The following is an 18,734-nucleotide window of genomic DNA, read 5'->3' as shown; positions in this document are numbered from 1 at the left end:
GTCGCCAGGTGTTCAGGAACTGAGCGGCGGGGAGTCGGTCGGCGCACCGTCGGAGCGGGGTGAGGGCGTGGGTGGCCACGTCGGGCGGTGCGCGGGAGGCAGGGTCAACAGGGCCTGGCCCACCGTGAGGTAGCGGGGAAAGATCTCCGTGCTGCCGGTCGCCGTCAGCAGTTCGGCGAGATGCCGCCCCGCTCCGGCAAGGAGCAACTGCCCCTCGCGGCGCCGCAGCAGCCACCGCACCCCGAGCAGGCAGTTGAGTCCACGGGAATCGCAGAACACCAGCGCCGTCACGTCGAGCACGAGATGTCGATGACCCGCCATGACGGAAGCGCCGAGAGTGCGCAGAAAGAACTTCTCGCCGCTCCGGTCGAGTTCACCGCTCACACGCAACACGGCACACTCTTCGCACCGCGCGAGCTCGTGGATGATGAGGCGATGGGTCTGCGTCGACATCGCGCCTCCCTGGGGTCGTCGCGGAAGCCCGTGTGCATGTCGGCACACAATCTGCCTCGGTCCCGAGTCCCCCGTCCATCCCTCTCTACGCCTGGCTGCTCGCCTCATTGGCCCGACGGACCGTGTCCCAGCAGGGCGAGCACACGTCGAGTACGCGGTCGTCCGCGGGGGAGTGGACGATGACGGCACAGTTCGCCGGGCGGCCGCAGGCCAGGCAGGGGTGCTGTTCGTCGCGGGCGCGGCGCAGCAGGATCTCGTCGGGGGTGCCGGGTGGCGCGGCGGCGAGCAAGGTCGGCTCGGCGGCGATCAGGTGGAGCAGGCCGGTGGCGGCGTCGGTGTTCACGGCTGTGCCTCCCGGGCACGTCGGTGTGCGGGGCTCCCGCCGTGGCGCCATGGCGCTCCGGCACGGCGACCTGTGTGCGGCACGGCTCCCGGCTGGGTTGATCGTAACCAGCCGGGTTCGATCACGAGGTGCCGCCCTGTTGATACGGCAGTACGTGGTGCGAAGGGTCGTCCTCGGGCCGGATCTGCCCGGACCTCCTCGCGTACTGGGAGCAGAACTCGACCGGCTCGTCGAAATTGAGCGCGGTCACGGCATCCGCTCCCGGCAGAGGTGTCGCCGGAGCGACGGCGAAAGGATGGCGGGTGACGTCGTCCACCCGCGTGGTCGACTCCACCAGGGAGAACGCCGGGGGGCCGGGGCCGTCGGCGAGAGTTCCCTCCACGATCCACTTCGCGTGCAGCTCGACGACTCCCGGCTCCGGGCATCTCCAGACGAGGCGCGTGACACACAGCGCCTCGAAGGTGAACCACGAGCTCCAGCCCCGGCCGTCGCCGAGCAGACCCAGTTCGGAGGCCTCCATGACGCCGTAGGAGAACGGGAGGCTGCTCCAGTGGCCGACGAGGGAGTGGTCGACGAGGGAGTGGTCGGTTGGCGAGTGGCCGGCCGGGGAGCGGTCGACGCGTGCGAGGTGGACGCGTGCGTGGTCGGGGTCCATCCACGCATCTTCGCGCAGCGGCTGCCGGTGTCAGCCGAGAGGGTTGTCCTTGTCGCGCAGGGCGGTCAGGGCGGGCGCGTACATACGGGACTTGATGGTGCCGAGAGTGGGACCGGCCTTGCCGGCCAGCGTCTGAGCCATCTCCACGGCGGTCCGGCGTACGGCGTCCTCGTCCACCGCCCGGTCGACCAGCGCGGCGGCCAGGGCGTCGTGGCCGCCGTAGCGTCGGGCGGTCGTCATGGCCTCGTGTGCGGTCTGCGGGGTCAGCCTGGCCTGGATGAGCGCGGACATGCCCGGGGTGAAGGGGATGTTGATGTCGGCCTCCGGCAGGCACCAGAAGCCGCGGTCGGCGCGCATCACGCGGAAGTCGTGGGCCAGCGAGAGCATCGCCCCGGCAGCGAAGGTGTGCCCTTGCAGCGCGGCCACGGTGACGACCGGCAGGGACAGCACACGCGCCAGCAGGGCTTGGACGGTGGTGACGTAGTCCTGATGCTGGTCGGCATGGGCGAAGAGCCAGTCCAGGTCGAGGCCGTTGGAGAAGAACTTCCCCGTCGCGGCGGTCACCAGGGCGCGGGGCCCGTCCGCCTTCTCCACCTCGTCGAGCGCCGCATTGACGGAGGCGAGCCAGTCGGGGTGAAAGCGGTTCTCGCCGTCCCCGAGGTCGAGGACGAAGACGTCGTCCTGGCGGTCGAGTGTGGGCATGGTGACTCCCTCGGGTCGATGGGGTCGGCAAGCGCCGCTCTTGAGGCGGCGAAGGCGCGGCCACGGACCGGACGACTGTCGATACTGCTCGGTAACTTATGGGTCATGGCATAGAACATTCAAGAGGTCGCGGCGTTGGAGCGGCCTCGACATCGATGGCCGGATCCGGGCGACCGGGAGTGAGGGGGCAGCGCTCATGGCGCTCACCAGCTGGGGCTTCATCTATACCGCGGCAGGCAGCGACGCCAAGGGAGACGTGAACGTCGTCGACACCGGGCAGTGCCGCACGATCCTTGTGGGGGTGGCCAAGCCGGAGGAGGGTGTGGCGGCCGCGCGTCGCCTGGTCGACGAGGGGGTGCAGCTGATCGAGGTCTGCGGAGGCTTCGGGCCCGTGTGGGCCGGGCGCATCATCGAGGCCATCGACGGTGCGGTCCCGGTGGGCGTCGTCGGCTACGGACCCGAAGCGGTCGACCAGGTCCATGCGATCTTCTCCTGAGTACGTGAGGCCGGGGCGGGGCGGTCTCGGCCCGCTTCGGCCCGCGCCCCGCGCGCCATGTGTCCGAAAGCGGCCGGATGATAAGATCGTCGGCGTTCGTGTGTTCCGGATCTTCGTGGGTTCCGGCTCGAGGATGACGGGAGTTGGGGCTGATGACCGCGCTCGAGGCCACTGCCATGCGCGCCGCCCGGATCGTCCTCACGTCCCGGGTCGTGGCCTGATCTCAGCTGGATTCGCCTCGCAGGGAGCGTGAGCTCGCGGGGCTCCACCCACACGAACCCACCATGAAATGGATCCTCATCCATCATGAGCAACAACGTGAGCAACGACGTGAGCAACACCTGGATCACGCGCGCCGAGACCAGCGCTGACCTTCCCACCGTGCGCGCCGTCGTCGTCGCTGCCTTCGACACCCCCGCGGAAGCCGACCTCGTCGACGCACTGCGCGCCGACCCCGCGTGGATCGACGGGCTGTCCGTCGTGGCCACCGGCCAGGACGGCAAGCTCGTCGGCCACGCGCTCCTGACCCGCTGTCACATCGGGGACACTCCTGCGCTGTGTCTGGCCCCCGTCGCGGTACTCCCCGAGTACCAGAAGACCGGTGCGGGTTCCGCGGCGATCCGTGCCGCGCTCGACCTGGCCAAGGACCGGGGCGAGCGCTTCGTCACCGTCCTCGGGCACCCGGCGTACTATCCGCGGTTCGGCTTCACTCGCGCCTCGACGCACGGCATCGGCATCAGCATCGACGTCCCGGACGAGGCCCTGATGGCCCTCGCCCTTGACGCCGGTCACCCGCTGCCCGGCGGCATGGTGCGCTACGCCATGCCGTTCGGCATCTAGCCGAAGCCTGCCGTGCCGGGGCCGTCGCGGTCCCGGCACGGACCCGGCGGCCCCAAAAGTCCGACGTGAACCGTCCGAGCGCCTATACGGCGGCGGGGAAGGTGAACCGTACGTCGGTGAGTTGCTCCGACAGCTCCCACAGGCGCCGCCCGGTCTCCTCGTCCGCTGCCACGGGGGCCAGTTGCACCCGGGTCGGTGCGCCGCGCAGCTCGGCCAGACCGCCGGGGCCGATGAACTGGCCGCTCTCCACGCCCGGTTCGGTCGCCGCGTACAGCTGGGGCAGCGCGCCGTCGGCAGGGCGCTGGGCGAACAGCGGGTTGCCGATGCGCCCGAGCACCACCCGCCACAGAGCGGTCGGCATGCCCATCTGGAGGTTGGTGGCGGTGTAGCCGGGGTGGGCGAGCACGCTGCGCACCGGGCTGCCGGACCCGGCGAGGCGGCGGTGGAGTTCCTTGCCGAAGACGGCGTTGGCGAGCTTCGACTGGTTGTAGTTGCCCATGGGTTTGTAGCCGCGCTCGCCGTGCAGGTCGTCGAAGTGGAGGCGCGCCTGGCGGTGGTTGATCGAACTCACCGTCACCACGCGGGGGTCGCGCCCGGCGGTCAACAGGTCCAGCAGCAGGCCGGTGAGCGCGAAGTGGCCGAGGTGGTTGCAGGCGAACTGCAGCTCGTGGCCCTGCTTGCTGAGCGTACGAGGCGGCGCCATCACCCCCGCGTTGTTGATGAGCACATCGAGGCGTGGATGGTCGGCGCGCACTCCGTCGGCGAAGCCGTGGACCGAGTCGAGGTCGGCCAGGTCGAGGTGGCGTACCTCCAGGCTCGCGTCCGGGTGCGCGGCGGTGATCTCCGCGACCGCCCGGCGGCCCTTCTCCTCGTCCCGCACCGCGAGGATCACGTGCCCGCCGTGCCGGGCGAGCGCCCGGGTGGTCGCAAGACCGAGGCCGCTGTTGGCCCCGGTGACGACGAACACCCGCTTGGTCTGGTCGGGGATCTGGTCGGCTGTCCAGCGCTGTTGCTGCGTCATGCGGCACATGTTGTCGCTCGTGGCACTCAGTGTCAAGAGTGATTCCGAGTGTCATGCAAGGCATGGCGTGTACCATGGCCCGGTGAGTTCCCGCCCCGAAGTGACCATGGCCGAGCGCAAGCGACAGCTCGTCTCGAACGAGTTGACCGAAGCGGCGCTGCAACTCCTCGCCCGGAAGGGGTTCGACGCGGTCACCATCGACGAGATCGTCACCACCGCGGGGGTCTCCCGGCGGACGTTCTTCCGGTACTTCGCGTCCAAGGAGGACGTGGTCGTCCAGTTCCTGGCCGACATGGGCGTCGGCATCCACGCGGAGCTGGCGGCGCGCCCCGCCGACGAGCGGCCTTCCGTGGCGCTGCGGCACGCGGTGTGGGTCCCGCTGGCCGCCTGCGGTGATCACTCGGAGCGGGTGCTGCCGGTGGTGCGGCTGATCCTGCGGACGCCGGCGCTGCGCGCACGCTTCCTGGAGCATCAGGCGCAGTGGGGCGACGACCTGACGGGAGAGGTGGCGCGACGTGTGGGGCGTGACGCGGGCGTGGACCTGTACCCGCGGCTGGCCGCGGGCATGGCACTGTCCGCCTTCGACGCGGTGCTGCGACGCTGGAGCGACAGCGACGGCGTCGAGGACCCGGCCGAGCTGACCGATCGGGCCTTCGCCGTCGTCGCCCCGGCGCTCGACGCCCCCGAGGTCTAGGGGTCGGCGCCGGAGGGGCGGTGGCCTTCGAGACTCCCGGAGGCTGGCATCATCGAGGGATGTCTGACTTGATCATCGCCGCCTGTGACGGAGCCGCGAAGAAGAATCCCGGGCCCGCTGCCTGGGCCTGGGTGGTCGCCGACGCCGACGAGCGCCCGCAGCGGTGGGAGGCGGGGCCGCTCGGCGACACGACCAACAACGTGGCTGAACTGACCGCGCTGGCCGAGCTGTTGGAGTCCACGGATGCGGCCGTGCCGCTGGAGGTCCGCATGGACAGCCAGTACGCGATGAACGCCGTCACCAAGTGGATCGCGTCCTGGAAGCGCAACGGCTGGCTGACCGCAGCGAAGAAGCCGGTCGCCAACAAGGAACTCGTCGTGCGCATCGACGCACTCCTGCAGGGCCGCGCGGTCACCTTCCGGCACGTCGCGGCCCACCAGGCGGACGGCGACCACCTCAACGCGATCGCCGACGTCGCGGCCAGCGACGCCGCCACGACGCAGCAGCCCGCGGGAACCGTGCACGGAGCGGTCACGATCCCGGAGCCGCGGCCCGAGCGCATGACGGCCTCGCCCGCCGCACGGCCGCGCAAGAGCTCCGGCGCGGGCAAGAGTTCCGGCGCGAAGACGGGCAAGGGTGGCGGGGGCGGTGTCATCAAGGCCAAGTTCCCCGGCCGCTGCCACTGCCAGAAGCCCTACGCCGCCGGTGAGAAGATCGCGAAGAACGCGCACGGCTGGGGTCACGTGGAGTGCCGGGATTCCTGAGGCCCGCGGCAGCGGCCAGGGGATGCGGTGACCGTCAGGACGGATCGTCGGGCACGGCGCCCAGCAGACTGCGGATGACGGGCCCGGCCGACGCGCCGCCGGTGACGCCCTTCTCGACGACGCACGCCACGGCGACATTGCCGCGGTACGCGACGAACCAGCCGTTGTTGGGGGCGTCGTCGGAGACCTCGGCCGTACCCGTCTTCGCCCCCACCTCGCCGGGGAGGTCGGCAAGGACCGAGGCCGTGCCGTCGGTGACCGTGGTGCGCATCAACTCGCGCAGCTGCGTGACGACTTCGCGCGGCAGCGGAGTGGTGTTCGTCGTGTCCTCGGCGCCGCCCGTCAGGCTGGGCTGATGGAAGGTGCCGGACACCGCCGTGGCGGTGACGGACGCCATGATCAGCGGGTTGGCCTGCACTCTGCCCTGCCCGATCATCGAGGCGGCCTTCTCGGTCTGATCCCGCGGGGTCGGGACCGACCCGTCGTACGAGGAGATGCCGACACCCCACTTCTGCCCGACCCCGAAGTACTTCCCGGCGACCTCACCCAGTTCCTTGTCATCGACCTTGTCGCGCAGGCTGATGAAGGCGGTGTTGCATGAGGTGGTGAAGTCCTTGCGGAAGGTGGCACCCCGGTGTTCGGAGGCCTCCACGTTCTGGAACCGCTTGCCGACGGTGAGGTACTTGGGGCAGTCCACCACGTCGTCGAGCGCGACCGCATTCTTGAGGAGCAGCGCGCTGGTGGTGACGATCTTCCAGGTGGAGCCCGGCGCGTAGGTGCCCGAGACGGCGCGATTGAACCCGGACGAGGGGGAGTTGGCGACCGCCAGGATCTCACCGTCGTCGATCCGCAGGGCGACGAGCGCGGCGTCCTTGCCGTCGGCTTCGGCGGCGAGGGCCTTCTCCGCGGCGGACTGCCAGGTGGCGTCGAGGGTGGTGGTCACGGGCCGGTCGGCGGGCCGGTCGGACTTCTTGCCGAAGGTGGCTTCGGTGCCCTTGACCTCACCGGTGGCCCGGTCGACGAGCCGCACCGCGCCGCGCGGGCCCGCGCCGGCGCCCCCGGCGATCTGCGGGAGGAGCGGGCCCAGCGAAGGGTGCGTCTTGCTCGACAGGGTGTTCCCGTCCCGGTCGTTGATCTCGGGCCCTGCGGTGTCCTCCCGCTCCAGACGGAACTTCTCCGTGCTGCTCAGCTTCGGGTGCACGAGGGACAGTGCCCACTCCACCTTCCAGGTGCCGTCGTCCTGCTTGCGCAGGGGCAGGGCGGAGGCGTACCTCCAGGTGCCGAGGCCGGTGACGGGCATCTTGGCGGTGAAGGCCACGGTCACGGTGCCGTCCTCACCGGTCTTGGCCGCACCCGGAGTCAGGTCCGGCCCACTGATGTCGAGCCCCGCGGTGAAGCTGTTCAGGACGCGCTCCGCCTGCTCAGGGCTCGACGTCAGTGCCGCCGCCCGTGACATGCGCCCGGCCTCCCAGCCGGCGAGGAAGGCACGTGCCTGCCTGGTCGCCTCCGGGTCGGGTATCGCGGGCCCCGGGTCGAAGGGACCGAGCTCCGCGGCGTACCCGATGCCCGCGGCCAGCGCGAGCGTCAGGCCCGCCACGACCACCACGCGGGTTCCCTTCCCGGGACCGCGGCTGCCAGGGCCGGCGGGTCTGCGGCCGTGGCCGGTGAGGGGTGCGACATCCGTCATCGAGGGCTCCTTGTCATGGCTTTCCGCTGCGGGCAGCGGAGCGTTCGGAAGAGGGCGGGGACGGGGGACAGGGCCGGGGCGACGGGTGGCGGGGTTCGCCGCGCCCGGCCGGTCCGGTGCTCGGTCGCCGGGGCATGCGCCAACGGCGTACTTCCCCTACGACCGCGAGGCGTGCTTACGTCGACGACCGCGAGGTGCTCGTCCGGCTTCGCTACCGCAGTGATTCGACGGCCACCGAGGCTGCTTCCGCGATGAGCTTGTCGGAGGGCTCGGCGTCCTTCTCGCCGCGGTTCGACAGGATCGCCATGACGATGGGGGCGCCGTCGGGGGGCCACACCACGGCGATGTCGTTGCGGGCGCCGTAGTAGCTGCCGGTCCCGGTCTTGTCGCCCACCACCCAGTTCTCGGGCACACCGGCCTTGATGGTGTTGTCGCCGGTGGTGTTGGTCTTCAGCCACTTGGTCAGCTGCGCGCGTTCGCCCTTGCGCAGGACGTCGCCGAGTACGAACGCCCGCAGGTCCTTGGCCAGCGCCCGCGGTGTGGAGGTGTCCCGCTTCTCGCCGGGAACCCAGGTGCTCAGGTCAGGCTCGACACGGTCCATCCGCGTGACGTCGTCGCCCATCTTCTCCAGTGTGGCGTCCAGCCCCTTGGGGCCGCCGAGCTGGTCGAACAGCAGGTTGGCCGCGGTGTTGTCGCTGTAGCGGACGGCGGCGTCACACAGTTCGCCCAGCGTCATCCCGGTGTCGACGTGCTTCTCGGTCACGGGCGAGTTGGCGACCAGATCGTCCTTCGAGTACGTGATCTTCCGGTCGAGGCCGCTCAGCGAGTACGTGCGCAGCACGGCTCCGGCGGCCAGAGCCTTGAACGTGGAGTTGAAGGCGAAACGCTCCCCGGCGTTGTGGGCGACCTCGCGGCCGGTGCCGGTGTCGATGGCGTAGACGCCGAGCCGGGCGTCGAACTTGCGCTCAAGGGCCTTGAAATCGCGGGTGGCCGACTTCGAGACACCAGCGGGTTTCGTGGTGCCAGCAGGCTTCGTGGTCGCCGTGGACGGCGAGGACGACGCCGAGGACTCACCGTCCGCGCAGGCCACGAGCGGAACGACGAAGAGCGTGGCGAGTGCGCCGAGAACGGAGCGGCGGGCGCGGGTGCGCCGCAGACGGGCTCGGGTGTGCTGCATGGGCCAAAACCTCCGGGCGCCCCAAGGGCAGGGCGCATAGGGGACGGGGCGGCACGGCTCCGTCCCGGTACGTGGTCGTGAGTGCCACCGCCACCCTGGCCGTCGGGTGCGTATGCGGTCCAATACGCTCATGCGCGGTTCCATGCTGATCTGGCATAGGATCCGGGGCGTGGATCTGGTGGGAGCGTGTCGCGCGTTCGTCAGCGTCAGCGAGTACGGCAGTTTCACCGACGGAGCGGCCGCGGCGCGGATGTCCCAGTCGGTGGCCAGCCGTCGCGTCGCCGCGCTCGAGGAACGCTTCGGCGAGCCGTTGTTCGAGCGCACGTCACGGCGGGCCGTCCTCACCCCCTTCGGGCGCGACATGCTGCCCACGGCCCGCCAGCTGGTCCAGGCGGCGGACGTGCTCATCGACGAGGCCGAGGCCGTCAAGCGCAAGCCCTGGCGGCTCGCGGTGCCCGGCATCTGTTCGACGGTCGGACTCGCGCGCCTCGTCGCCGAGGCACGTGGCCACGGCGTCACGCTCGACCTGCGGGTGGCCGCGCCGACGCAGCGCAGGGAGCTCCTGCACGCGCAGCAGGTGCGTGCCGCGCTGCTCGCGGTGCCCGCGGACGAGGCGACCTGGTCCGTGCCGCTGGGACTCGCCGCTGCCCAGGACCCCGGCGTGCGGCGTGTCTACCTCGAGACGCTGCGGGTCGGCCGCGCCTCTCCGGGCCCGGCCCGGCGTGTCTGGATCCAGCCGGAGGACGACGTGCCGCACATCCGTGACCCCCTGACGCGCCTGCGCGACGCGCTCGGCCTGCGGCCCGCGCAGCTCGTCACCGCGCCCGACCTGACGAGCGCCGCGGCCGAAGTCCTGTGCTCGGGCGACCTGTTGCTGTGTTCCCTCGCGCAGGCCGAGGAACTCGCCCTCACCTGGCGGCCCATCGGGGAGGTCGCGCTCGGCCGGGGCTTCGCCCTGGCCGCCGCGGCGGACGGCAATCCGCAGCACATCGAGGCGCGCCTGGGCGAGGCCATCGCCCGCTGTTTGGGCGCGAGCGCCCGAGTTGGGGCCCTGGCAGGGGCGGCACAGTGATCCGGGGCGACAATCTCGGCATGGAGGTGGGGGTGGCATGACTGATTACCTGCGCGGTGGTGTGAGCACCGAGGCCTTGCTGCGTGAACTGCGCCTGCAGTTGCGCGACGGCGGCCTGCGCGGCTGTCTGCTCGTGCGGGACCTGCACACGGGGGATGAGCTGGGCATCGATGCGGACACCCACCTGCCGTCGGCCTCCCTGGTCAAGGTCCCGCTCGCGCTCGCGACGCTCGAGCGGATCCGGCGTGGCGAACTCGACGGGGCGACGATGCTGGAGGTGCAGCCGGGGCGGGTGACCACGCCCGGCCCCACCGGGCTGAGCCGATTCCGGCACCCCGCCCGGATCGCGATCGACGATCTGCTCTACCTGAGCACCTGCCTCAGCGACGGGATGGCGGCCGACGCACTGTTCGAGCTCACCCCACCCGACCAAGTCGCCTCCATGCTCCACGAGTTCGACATCCGCGGCATCGCCGTGCGGCACCGCGTGGACGAGCTGTCCGACACCCCGGTGGAACGCTTCGACGCCGATCAGGTTCACCTCGCCCATGCCCTCGCCATCGACGCGGGCACCAGCGGGCGTGGCCACCGGGTGCCGCAGCTCGACACCACCCGGGCCAACACGGGCAGCGCCCGCACCTTCGTCGATCTGCTGCAGGCCCTGTGGACGCCGTCGAAGATCCACCTTGACGTGGCCCTGCGGCTGCGCGACCTCATGGCCCACAACGTACTGAGGCACCGGCTCACCCCGGACTTCAGCTCCGACGCGAGCATGTGGTCATCCAAGACCGGCAGTCTCCTCAACCTGCGTCACGAGATCGGCGTCGTCGAGCACTCCGACGGCCAGACCTTCGCGGTCGCGGCCCTGACCGAGTCCCTCGTGCCGGCCGGTGCCCAGCCCGGCGCCGACGCCCTCATGGCACAGGTCGCGCGCAGCCTGCGCGACCACCTCCGGCAGCGCTGACCGACACCGCGCTTGACTCCTCCACCTGCCGCCGGTAACTGCCCCACCAGGCAAAGCAGTTGAACTCGCGGCCTGTAGGGTCGGAAGATCCTTGCCGGGTCGGGCCGGGCCGGGGGCACGGGCCCGCCGCGCGGTGAGACCGGCCAGACACGTAGGGGAGCCACGTATGACCGCAGACGACACCAACGTCCCCGTCGACACCAACGTCCCCATCGACAGCGGCGTCCCCATCGACACCAGCAGGCCGCACCCCGCGCGGGTCTACGACTGGCTTCTGGGCGGCAAGGACAACTACCTGGTCGATCAGGAGATGGGCCAGAAGCTGCCGCCCGAGGCACGCGCGAACGCGGCGCGGAACAGGGCGTTCATGCAGCGCGCCGCAGCCTGGCTCGCTGACAACGGTGTCAGGCAGTTCCTCGACATAGGCACCGGCATCCCCACCGCACCGAACCTCCACCAGATCGTCCAGGCGATCGCGCCCGGCTCCCGGGTCGTGTACGCCGACAACGACCCCATCGTGCTGCGGCACGCCGAGGCCCTGCTGGTCAGCAGCCCGGAGGGTGCCACGGACTATGTCCAGGCGGATGTGCGCCGGCCCGAGGCGATCCTCGACCACGCCCGCGAACTCCTGGACTTCGAGCAGCCCATCGCGCTCTCCCTCATCGCCCTGATGCACTTCATCACCGACGAGGAGGACCCCTACGGCCTCACGCGCACCCTGGTGAACGCCCTGCCGTCCGGGAGCTATCTGGTGCTGTCCCACGGCACCACCGACGAACACCCCAAGCTCGCGGACTCGGTCTCCGACACCTACAAGAAGGGTCAGGTGCCGCTGCGGATGCGGCGCCGCGCGGAGGTGGAGCGCTTCTTCGAGGGACTGGAACTGGTCGAGCCCGGCCTGGTGACGGCGACGCACTGGTACAAGGGATCGCCGGCACCGAAGGCCGAGTTGAGCGGCTTCTACGTCGCGGTCGCCCGCGTGCCGTGAGCGCGGAACGGTCAGGAGAACAACACCGACCGCATCTTCAGCCGTTCGCTCGCGCCGCCGGTGTGGGGGCGCATGGTGAACTGCTCGCCGGTGCAGTCGGCGTTGGTGAAGGCGATCGCGTACGAGTCGGTGCGGTTCCTGGGGGAGTGGGCCGGCGGCTGGTCGTACTCCCGGGCCGCTTCGTCGAACGTGACGCACTCGCCGCTGTTCGGGTCGTGGAGTGTGACCTGACCCTCTTCACCGGTGCTGTCGATGAACGTGTAGGTGAAGTCGCCCTCGGCGGCGTGGGCGGAGCCGGGCACGGTCAGGAGCAGGGCGGCGGCAGCGGCCGCTGCGGTCAGGGAGTGACGAAGACGCATGGATCGTTACCTTTGCTGGAGCCTGCCGGAACGGAGACCGGCACGTGAACGCATCCCGGCATTCCCGGGCTGACCAGCAGTGATACCTGAACGGGAAAAGATCAGCCGCCGAAACGCTCGACCCTCACCCGTTCGGCCCCGCCCAGGGCCCGGCGCATGGGATGTCCGGCCTCCGGAACTGATTCAGCAAGCACGCAAACAGAACGCAAGAATTGCAGTATTCTTGCGTGCATGACGCGACGACTTGCTCAGGTGGCGCGGAAGGTCGGGGTCAGCGAGGCCACGGTCAGCCGGGTGCTCAACAACAAGCCGGGGGTCTCCGACGCGACCCGGCAGTCCGTGCTCTCCGCCCTGGACGTCCTGGGGTACGAGCGTCCCACTCAGCTGCGCGGCGAGCGGGCCCGTCTCGTGGGCCTGGTGCTGCCCGAGCTGCAGAACCCGATCTTCCCGGCGTTCGCGGAGGTGATCGGTGGGGCGCTCGCCCAGCAGGGGTTGACCCCCGTGCTGTGCACGCAGACCAAGGGCGGGGTCTCCGAGGCGGATTACGTCGAGTTGCTGCTGCAGCAGCAGGTGTCCGGCGTCGTGTTCGCCGGCGGGCTGTACGCGCAGGCGGACGCCCCGCACGAGCACTACAAGCGGCTCGCCGCGCGCAAGATCCCGGTGGTCCTGGTGAACGCGGCGATCGAGCGGCTCGGCTTCCCGGCGGTCTCCTGTGACGACGCGGTCGCGATCGAGCAGGCCTGGCGGCATCTGTCCACGCTCGGCCACCGCCGGATCGGCCTGGTGCTCGGTCCCGCCGACCACATGCCCTCGCAGCGCAAGCTGGCCGCCGCCCGCGCGCTCGCGGAGCAGGCCGGTGAAGAGCTGCCCGAGCGGCATGTCTCGCGGGGGATGTTCTCGATCGAGGGCGGCCAGGCCGCCGCCGCGCGGCTGCTGGACGAAGGGGTCACCGGCATCGTCTGCGCCAGCGACCCCCTCGCGCTCGGCGCGGTGCGTGCCGCCCGCCGTCGCGGCCTTGGCGTCCCGCAGGACGTCTCGGTGGTCGGTTACGACGACTCCGCGTTCATGACCTGCACCGATCCTCCGCTCACCACGGTGCGCCAGCCGATCGAGGCCATGGGCCGCGCGGCGGTCGAACTGCTCACGTTGCAGATCGCCGAAAGCGCGGTGCCCACCGAGGAGTTGCTCTTCGAGCCGGAGCTCGTGGTGCGGGGCTCCACGGGGCAGCCGCCGCAGGTGTAGGCGCGGGCCCGGCCCGCAGGAGGGCCGGATCGGCCGACGGAAGATCATCACCTTTCCTCTGTCAATTTATTTCAATCATCGCGCGAGATATTGCGCAGATCTGTCGACGGTGCTTGAGTAAGCGCCGCCACACAGTCCGCGCAGCTGTGGGCTTCCCAGCTCCTGCCATGCCGTCCCTGCCTCCACGGGCAGGCGGCGCTGTCCAAAGGGGTCCACCGATGAGCAGCTTCCGGATGCCACGTCGCCGTATCCGCCGCCGCACCACTCTCCGTACGACCGGCGCCCGCCGTCGTACGGCCACGATCGCCGTAGCCTCCGCGCTCGCCCTCACTGCTCTGGCTGCCTGCGGCACCAGCAGCAGCGGTGACGGCGACTCCGACGGGGACGGCGGCGCCGACGCGGCCAAGGCCGCGGCCCCGCTGGACCCGAAGAAGAAGGTGACGCTCACCATCGACTGCATGCCGCCGGCCGCCGAGAAGGCCGAGCTCAAGCAGTGGAAGGAGGACGTCAAGGCGTTCAACGCGAAGTACCCGAACGTCACGATCGAGGGAAAGCAGACCGACCCCTGCCTGGAGCCTCCCCGCTTCACGGCGATGCTGAAGGCGAAGTCCCAACCGGACGTCTTCTACACCTACTTCACCGATCTGCAGCAGGTCCTGGACAACGACGGAGCCCAGGACATCAGCGCGTACGTCAACGACACATCCGTACCGGCGCTGAAGGACATGGACCCGAACGTCCTCAACGTCCTGAAGAAGGACGACAAGCTCTACGGCCTGCCCTACAGCAACTACACGATGGGCCTGCTGATCAACCGCAAGCTCTTCGAGAAGGCCGGACTCGACCCCAACACGCCTCCGCGGACCTGGGCCGAGGTCCGCTCGGCCGCCAAGAAGATCGCCGCCCTGGGCGACGGCGTCTCGGGCTTCGGCGAGTACAGCGCGGGCAACAACGGCGGGTGGCACTTCACCGCCACCACCTACGGCCTCGGTGGCGACATCGTGACCGAGGACGGCACCAAGGCCGCCTTCAACAACGACACCGGCAAGCAGATCGTCGACAACCTCAAGGCCATGCGCTGGGAAGACAACAGCATGGGCAAGACCCAGCTGCTCAAGTGGGGCGACCTGCAGAAGCAGATGGCCGCCGACAAGCTCGGCATGTTCCTCGCGGCGCCCGACGACATCACGTACATGGTGCAGAACCTCGGCGCGAAGTACGACGACTTCGGGATGGGGCCGATACCCGGCCAGAAGGCCACGCTCTTCGGCGGCAACGACTACATGATCAAGAAGGGCAGCTCGCCCGACCAGATCAAGGCCGCGATCGCATGGATCAACTTCAAGTTCCTCAGCGTCGGAAAGGGCCAGTTCGACTGGGCCCGCACCAAGGCGGACGGCCTGCCCGTCGGCCTGCCGCAGCCGAACTTCTGGACCGGTGACAGCAAGGCCAAGGACGACAAGGCCCGCAAGGAGAGTTCGACGATGCCCGTCGAGAACTTCCAGGCGTTCACCGACAAGCCAGTCACCGGCAAGGCCGAGCCGCCGAAGGCGCAAGAGGTCTACAAGGTCCTCGACACGCTGATGTCGGCCGTGCTCACCAACAAGGACGCCGACGCGGACAAGCTCCTCAAGACCGCCGAACAGCAGGTCAACCAGGTCCTGGCCAACCAGTGATGTCCGCTCCCACCCTCTCCGAGAACAAGGCCCGGCCGTCCCTCCCGACGGACGGCCGGGCCTCGGGCCCCGAACGCGGCGCGTTCCGCCGGGCGTTGAAGCGCAACCTCACCGCCCACGCGTTCCTGATCGGCGCTCTCCTGTGCTTCTCGATCTTCTCCTGGTATCCGATGGTCAGGGAATTCATCCTGGCCTTCCAGAAGACCGAGAACGGCGAGACGGTCTGGGCCGGCTGGTCCAACCTCACCTACATCTTCAACGACCCGGCGTTCTGGCAGGCGTGGCGCAACACCTTCCTGTTCACCGGACTCGCGCTGCTCCTCGGTTTCGCCGTGCCCTTCGCCATCGCCCTGATACTCAACGAATTCCGGCACGGACGCGGCTACTTGAGGCTGCTCGTCTATCTCCCGGTGATGCTGCCGCCGGTGGCATCGGTGTTGCTCTTCAAGTACTTCTACGACCCCGGATACGGCCTCTTCAACCGCATCCTGGAGGCCGTGGGCCTGCCCGGACAGGCATGGCTGCAGGACACCGACACCGCGATGCTCTCCGTGGTCGTCGCCGCCACCTGGATGAACATGGGCGGCGCGACGCTGATCTACCTGGCAGCGCTGCAGTCGATCCCCGGAGAGCTGTACGAGGCGGCCGAGCTGGACGGCGCGGGCATCTTCCGCCGTATCTGGCACGTCACCATCCCGCAGACCCGGCTGATCCTCTCGCTGATGCTGCTCATGCAGATCATCGCCACCATGCAGGTTTTCGTGGAGCCGTTCCTGCTCACCGGCGGCGCGGGACCCGAGGGCGCGACCCTGACCGTCGTCCACCTCATCTACCAGTACGCGTTCACCTTCAACAACTACGGCAGCGCGGCGGCGCTCGGCCTGGTCCTGCTCGTACTGCTCGCCGGATTCTCGGCGGCGTACGCGCGACTGAGCCGCGCCGGCAGCGAAGACTAGCCGGGGGAGACGACGGACATGAGCACACGCACCCTGATCTCCCCGGCCCAACTGGCCCGCCCACGCGGCAAGTTCCTGTACTGGACGGCCTTCACCGTGGTGACGGTCCTCTTCACCCTGGTCTTCATCGGTCCGCTGTACTGGATGGTCACCAGCGGCCTCAAGTCCCCGCAGGAATTCGCCCAGACACCGCCGACCCTGGTCCCCGACGCCGTCCACCCGCAGAACTACGCGGACGCCTGGGGCGTGATGGACCTGGCCAGGCTTCTGTTCAACACCCTGTACTACGCCTTCGGCGCGCTCGCCTTCCAGCTGATCTTCGACGTGGCCGCCGCCTACTCGCTCTCCAAGCTGCGGCCCGTGTTCGGCAAGGCGATCCTCGGGGCGATGCTGCTCACCCTGATGATCCCGGCCGCCGTCCTGGTCGTACCGCAGTATCTGACCGTCCTCGACGTGCCCGTCGTGGAGCGCAACCTCATCAACTCGCCCTGGGCAATCTGGCTTCCCTCGGTCACCAACGCCTTCAACATCTTCCTGCTCAAGCGGTTCTTCGACTCCATCCCGCGCGAGCTCCTGGACGCCGCAGCCATCGACGGCGCCTCGACCACGCGCACGCTGCGCTCGGTGGTCCTGCCGCTGTCCCGGCCGATCCTCGGCGTCGTGTCGATCTTCGCGGTGGTCGCGGTCTGGAAAGACTTCCTCTGGCCGATGCTCACCCTGCCGGACCCCGGCAAGCAGACCGTCAACGTCGGCATCTACTCCCTGGCGGCCAGCGTCTCCGAGAACTGGCTCCTGGCCGCCCTCGCCATCGCTTCGCTGCCGACCCTGATCATCTTCCTGATCTTCCAGCGCAACATCATGAGCGGCCTGACCGCCGGCGGCCTCAAGGGCTGACCCCGCGCCCGTCCCACGCACCCACCCCGCCACCGCTCCAAGCCACGGCGGCGGGGTCCCACCTGCCCGAAAGGAACCCTCACGTGGCAGTCACCTCCCCGACCGATGCCTCCTGGTGGCGCTCTGCCGCCATCTACCAGGTGTACGTACGCAGCTTCGCGGACGGTGACGGCGACGGCACCGGCGACCTCGCGGGCGTCCGGGCCAAGCTGCCCTACCTCGCCGAACTGGGCGTCGACGCCCTGTGGTTCAGCCCCTGGTACCTCTCGCCCATGGTCGACGGCGGTTATGACGTCGCCGACTACCGCGTCATCGACCCGGCCTTCGGCACCGTCGCCGAGGCCGAGAAGCTGATCGCCGAGGCCCGCGCGCTCGGCATCCGCACCATCGTCGACATCGTCCCCAACCACGTCTCCGACCAGCACGTCTGGTTCAAGGCTGCCTTGTCCGCGGGACCCGGCGCACCCGAACGCGAGCTCTTCCACTTCCGCCCCGGCCGCGGCGCCGACGGTGAACTGCCGCCCAACGACTGGCCCTCGCAGTTCTCGGCGACCGCGTCGACCTGGACCCGGGTCGAGGACGGCGAGTGGTACCTCCACCTCTTCGCCCCCGAGCAGCCCGACCTCAACTGGGCCCACCCGGCGGTGCGCCAGGAGCACGAGGACGTCCTGCGGTACTGGTTCGACAGGGGAGTGGCGGGTGTACGGATCGACTCCGCCGCGCTGCCCGCCAAGGACCCCGCCCTGCCCGACTTCACCGAGGGTGTCGACCCGCACCCGTTCGTCGACCGCGACGAACTGCACGACATCTACCGCTCCTGGCGGGCCGTCGCCGACGAGTACGACGGCGTCTTCGTCGGCGAGGTCTGGCTCCCCGACGCCGAACGCTTCGCCCGCTATCTGCGCCCCGACGAAATGCACACCGCCTTCAACTTCAGCTTCCTCTCCTGCCCTTGGGACCCCGGAAAGCTGCGTCGATCCATCGAGGACACGCTCGCCGAGCACGCTCCGGTCGGGGCCCCCGCCACCTGGGTGCTGTGCAACCACGACGTGACACGGACGGTCACCCGCTACGGCCGCGCGGACACCGGCTTCGACTTCGCCACGAAGGAGTTCGGCACCCCCACCGATCTGGCGCTGGGCACCCGCCGTGCCCGCGCCGCGGCCCTGCTGGCCTTCGCCCTGCCCGGCGCGGTCTACATCTACCAGGGCGACGAACTGGGCCTGCCCGAGGCCGACATCCCCCGGGACCACATCCAGGACCCCATGCACTTCCGCTCCGGCGGCATAGACCCGGGCCGCGACGGCTGCCGGGTGCCGCTGCCCTGGACGGCCGCCGAACCGCACGCCGGCTTCGGGTCGATGACCGGCCCCTGGCTGCCCCAGCCCGACGGCTGGCCCTCGTATGCCGCCGACCTCCAGGCAGCGGACGCCGCTTCCATGCTCACGCTCTACCGGGCCGCCCTGCGCCTGCGCCGCATCGAACCGGGCTTCGGCGACGGCCCGTTGACCTGGCTGCCGGCGGACGACGGGGTGCTTGCCTTCGTACGCGAGCCGGGCCTGGCCTGCGTCGTCAACCTCGCCCCCACACCGTGCGAACTCCCCAAGTACACGCGCCTCTTGCTGGCCAGCGGGCCCCTGGACGAGAAGGGCCGCCTCCCGCAGGACACCGCGGTCTGGATCCGCCTCTGACTGCCTTTCCCCTGGCCCCTCTCCCCGGACCGAGCACTGACCTCCCCACTCACAAGGAAG

General features: G+C 69.9%; 20 protein-coding genes. 12 read left to right on the top strand and 8 right to left on the bottom strand.

Annotated features, from left to right (window positions below):
* Positions 1 to 12: 12 nt before the first annotated feature.
* The 4 genes from ACWGIH_RS20790 to ACWGIH_RS20775 form a co-directional block, all read right to left on the bottom strand.
* Complete coding sequence (locus ACWGIH_RS20790; RefSeq protein ID WP_453450717.1) at positions 13 to 453, bottom strand: STAS domain-containing protein; 441 nt, start codon at positions 451 to 453, stop codon at positions 13 to 15.
* An 85-nt stretch (positions 454 to 538) separates the two neighbouring features.
* A complete protein-coding gene (locus tag ACWGIH_RS20785) occupies positions 539 to 796 on the bottom strand; it encodes a hypothetical protein (protein WP_453450718.1) in 258 nt (85 codons plus the stop codon).
* A 121-nt stretch (positions 797 to 917) separates the two neighbouring features.
* The gene (locus ACWGIH_RS20780; RefSeq protein ID WP_453450719.1) at positions 918 to 1,451 is read right to left on the bottom strand and encodes a hypothetical protein; all 534 of its coding nucleotides are present in this window, start codon (positions 1,449 to 1,451) and stop codon (positions 918 to 920) included.
* A gap of 30 nt (positions 1,452 to 1,481) precedes the next feature.
* Positions 1,482 to 2,153 carry an enoyl-CoA hydratase-related protein gene (locus tag ACWGIH_RS20775; RefSeq protein WP_453450720.1) on the bottom strand — a complete coding sequence of 224 codons (672 nt, stop codon included), beginning with the start codon at positions 2,151 to 2,153 and terminating at the stop codon, positions 1,482 to 1,484.
* Positions 2,154 to 2,349: 196 nt separating this feature from the next.
* Between ACWGIH_RS20775 and ACWGIH_RS20770 the strand changes: the two genes are divergently transcribed.
* Both ACWGIH_RS20770 and ACWGIH_RS20765 read left to right on the top strand, forming a co-directional pair.
* Positions 2,350 to 2,649, top strand: a complete 300-nt coding sequence (locus tag ACWGIH_RS20770; RefSeq protein ID WP_453450721.1) for a DUF6506 family protein — start codon at positions 2,350 to 2,352, stop codon at positions 2,647 to 2,649.
* A 306-nt stretch (positions 2,650 to 2,955) separates the two neighbouring features.
* The gene (locus ACWGIH_RS20765) at positions 2,956 to 3,489 is read left to right on the top strand and encodes a GNAT family N-acetyltransferase (RefSeq protein WP_453450722.1); all 534 of its coding nucleotides are present in this window, start codon (positions 2,956 to 2,958) and stop codon (positions 3,487 to 3,489) included.
* An 82-nt stretch (positions 3,490 to 3,571) separates the two neighbouring features.
* On the opposite strand, the gene ACWGIH_RS20760 is transcribed toward ACWGIH_RS20765, so the two are convergent.
* Entirely contained in the window at positions 3,572 to 4,510 is a 939-nt protein-coding gene (locus tag ACWGIH_RS20760) for an oxidoreductase (RefSeq protein WP_453450723.1), read from the bottom strand.
* 106 nt (positions 4,511 to 4,616) lie between these two features.
* On the opposite strand from ACWGIH_RS20760, the gene ACWGIH_RS20755 reads away from it, so the two are divergent.
* Positions 4,617 to 5,204 (top strand): acyl-CoA-like ligand-binding transcription factor, encoded by a 588-nt coding sequence (locus ACWGIH_RS20755; protein ID WP_453450745.1) that lies wholly within the window; start codon positions 4,617 to 4,619, stop codon positions 5,202 to 5,204.
* A gap of 59 nt (positions 5,205 to 5,263) precedes the next feature.
* Entirely contained in the window at positions 5,264 to 5,968 is a 705-nt protein-coding gene (locus tag ACWGIH_RS20750) for a ribonuclease H family protein (protein ID WP_453450724.1), read from the top strand.
* 34 nt (positions 5,969 to 6,002) lie between these two features.
* On the opposite strand, the gene ACWGIH_RS20745 is transcribed toward ACWGIH_RS20750, so the two are convergent.
* Together ACWGIH_RS20745 and bla are read right to left on the bottom strand one after the other, a co-directional pair.
* Positions 6,003 to 7,655 carry a penicillin-binding transpeptidase domain-containing protein gene (locus tag ACWGIH_RS20745; RefSeq protein WP_453450725.1) on the bottom strand — a complete coding sequence of 551 codons (1,653 nt, stop codon included), beginning with the start codon at positions 7,653 to 7,655 and terminating at the stop codon, positions 6,003 to 6,005.
* 211 nt (positions 7,656 to 7,866) lie between these two features.
* The gene (gene bla / locus ACWGIH_RS20740) at positions 7,867 to 8,811 is read right to left on the bottom strand and encodes a class A beta-lactamase (RefSeq protein ID WP_453450746.1); all 945 of its coding nucleotides are present in this window, start codon (positions 8,809 to 8,811) and stop codon (positions 7,867 to 7,869) included.
* Between the two features lie 190 nt (positions 8,812 to 9,001).
* On the opposite strand from bla, the gene ACWGIH_RS20735 reads away from it, so the two are divergent.
* From ACWGIH_RS20735 to ACWGIH_RS20725, 3 genes are all read left to right on the top strand, one after another.
* Positions 9,002 to 9,904 carry a LysR family transcriptional regulator gene (locus ACWGIH_RS20735; RefSeq protein ID WP_453450726.1) on the top strand — a complete coding sequence of 301 codons (903 nt, stop codon included), beginning with the start codon at positions 9,002 to 9,004 and terminating at the stop codon, positions 9,902 to 9,904.
* Between the two features lie 61 nt (positions 9,905 to 9,965).
* Positions 9,966 to 10,868, top strand: a complete 903-nt coding sequence (locus tag ACWGIH_RS20730) for a serine hydrolase (protein ID WP_453450747.1) — start codon at positions 9,966 to 9,968, stop codon at positions 10,866 to 10,868.
* 166 nt (positions 10,869 to 11,034) lie between these two features.
* On the top strand, positions 11,035 to 11,856 hold the full coding sequence (locus ACWGIH_RS20725) for an SAM-dependent methyltransferase (protein ID WP_453450727.1): 822 nt from the start codon (positions 11,035 to 11,037) through the stop codon (positions 11,854 to 11,856).
* Between the two features lie 11 nt (positions 11,857 to 11,867).
* Here ACWGIH_RS20725 and ACWGIH_RS20720 read toward each other — a convergent pair whose 3' ends face one another.
* Positions 11,868 to 12,215, bottom strand: a complete 348-nt coding sequence (locus ACWGIH_RS20720) for a hypothetical protein (RefSeq protein WP_453450728.1) — start codon at positions 12,213 to 12,215, stop codon at positions 11,868 to 11,870.
* 231 nt (positions 12,216 to 12,446) lie between these two features.
* Between ACWGIH_RS20720 and ACWGIH_RS20715 the strand changes: the two genes are divergently transcribed.
* The 5 genes from ACWGIH_RS20715 (at position 12,447) to ACWGIH_RS20695 (ending at position 18,674) form a co-directional block, all read left to right on the top strand.
* Positions 12,447 to 13,457 (top strand): LacI family DNA-binding transcriptional regulator, encoded by a 1,011-nt coding sequence (locus ACWGIH_RS20715; RefSeq protein WP_453450729.1) that lies wholly within the window; start codon positions 12,447 to 12,449, stop codon positions 13,455 to 13,457.
* Between the two features lie 218 nt (positions 13,458 to 13,675).
* Positions 13,676 to 15,133 carry an extracellular solute-binding protein gene (locus ACWGIH_RS20710; protein ID WP_453450730.1) on the top strand — a complete coding sequence of 486 codons (1,458 nt, stop codon included), beginning with the start codon at positions 13,676 to 13,678 and terminating at the stop codon, positions 15,131 to 15,133.
* The gene (locus tag ACWGIH_RS20705) at positions 15,133 to 16,089 is read left to right on the top strand and encodes a carbohydrate ABC transporter permease (protein ID WP_453450731.1); all 957 of its coding nucleotides are present in this window, start codon (positions 15,133 to 15,135) and stop codon (positions 16,087 to 16,089) included. Before ACWGIH_RS20710 ends, ACWGIH_RS20705 begins: the two co-directional genes overlap by 1 nt.
* 18 nt (positions 16,090 to 16,107) lie before the next feature.
* Positions 16,108 to 16,983 (top strand): carbohydrate ABC transporter permease, encoded by an 876-nt coding sequence (locus tag ACWGIH_RS20700; RefSeq protein WP_453450732.1) that lies wholly within the window; start codon positions 16,108 to 16,110, stop codon positions 16,981 to 16,983.
* Positions 16,984 to 17,066: 83 nt separating this feature from the next.
* The gene (locus ACWGIH_RS20695; RefSeq protein ID WP_453450733.1) at positions 17,067 to 18,674 is read left to right on the top strand and encodes a glycoside hydrolase family 13 protein; all 1,608 of its coding nucleotides are present in this window, start codon (positions 17,067 to 17,069) and stop codon (positions 18,672 to 18,674) included.
* Positions 18,675 to 18,734 lie beyond the last annotated feature (60 nt).

It is taken from the genome of Streptomyces sp. NPDC054872, assembly GCF_053610705.1.
This window is presented reverse-complemented; position numbering and strand designations above follow the sequence as displayed.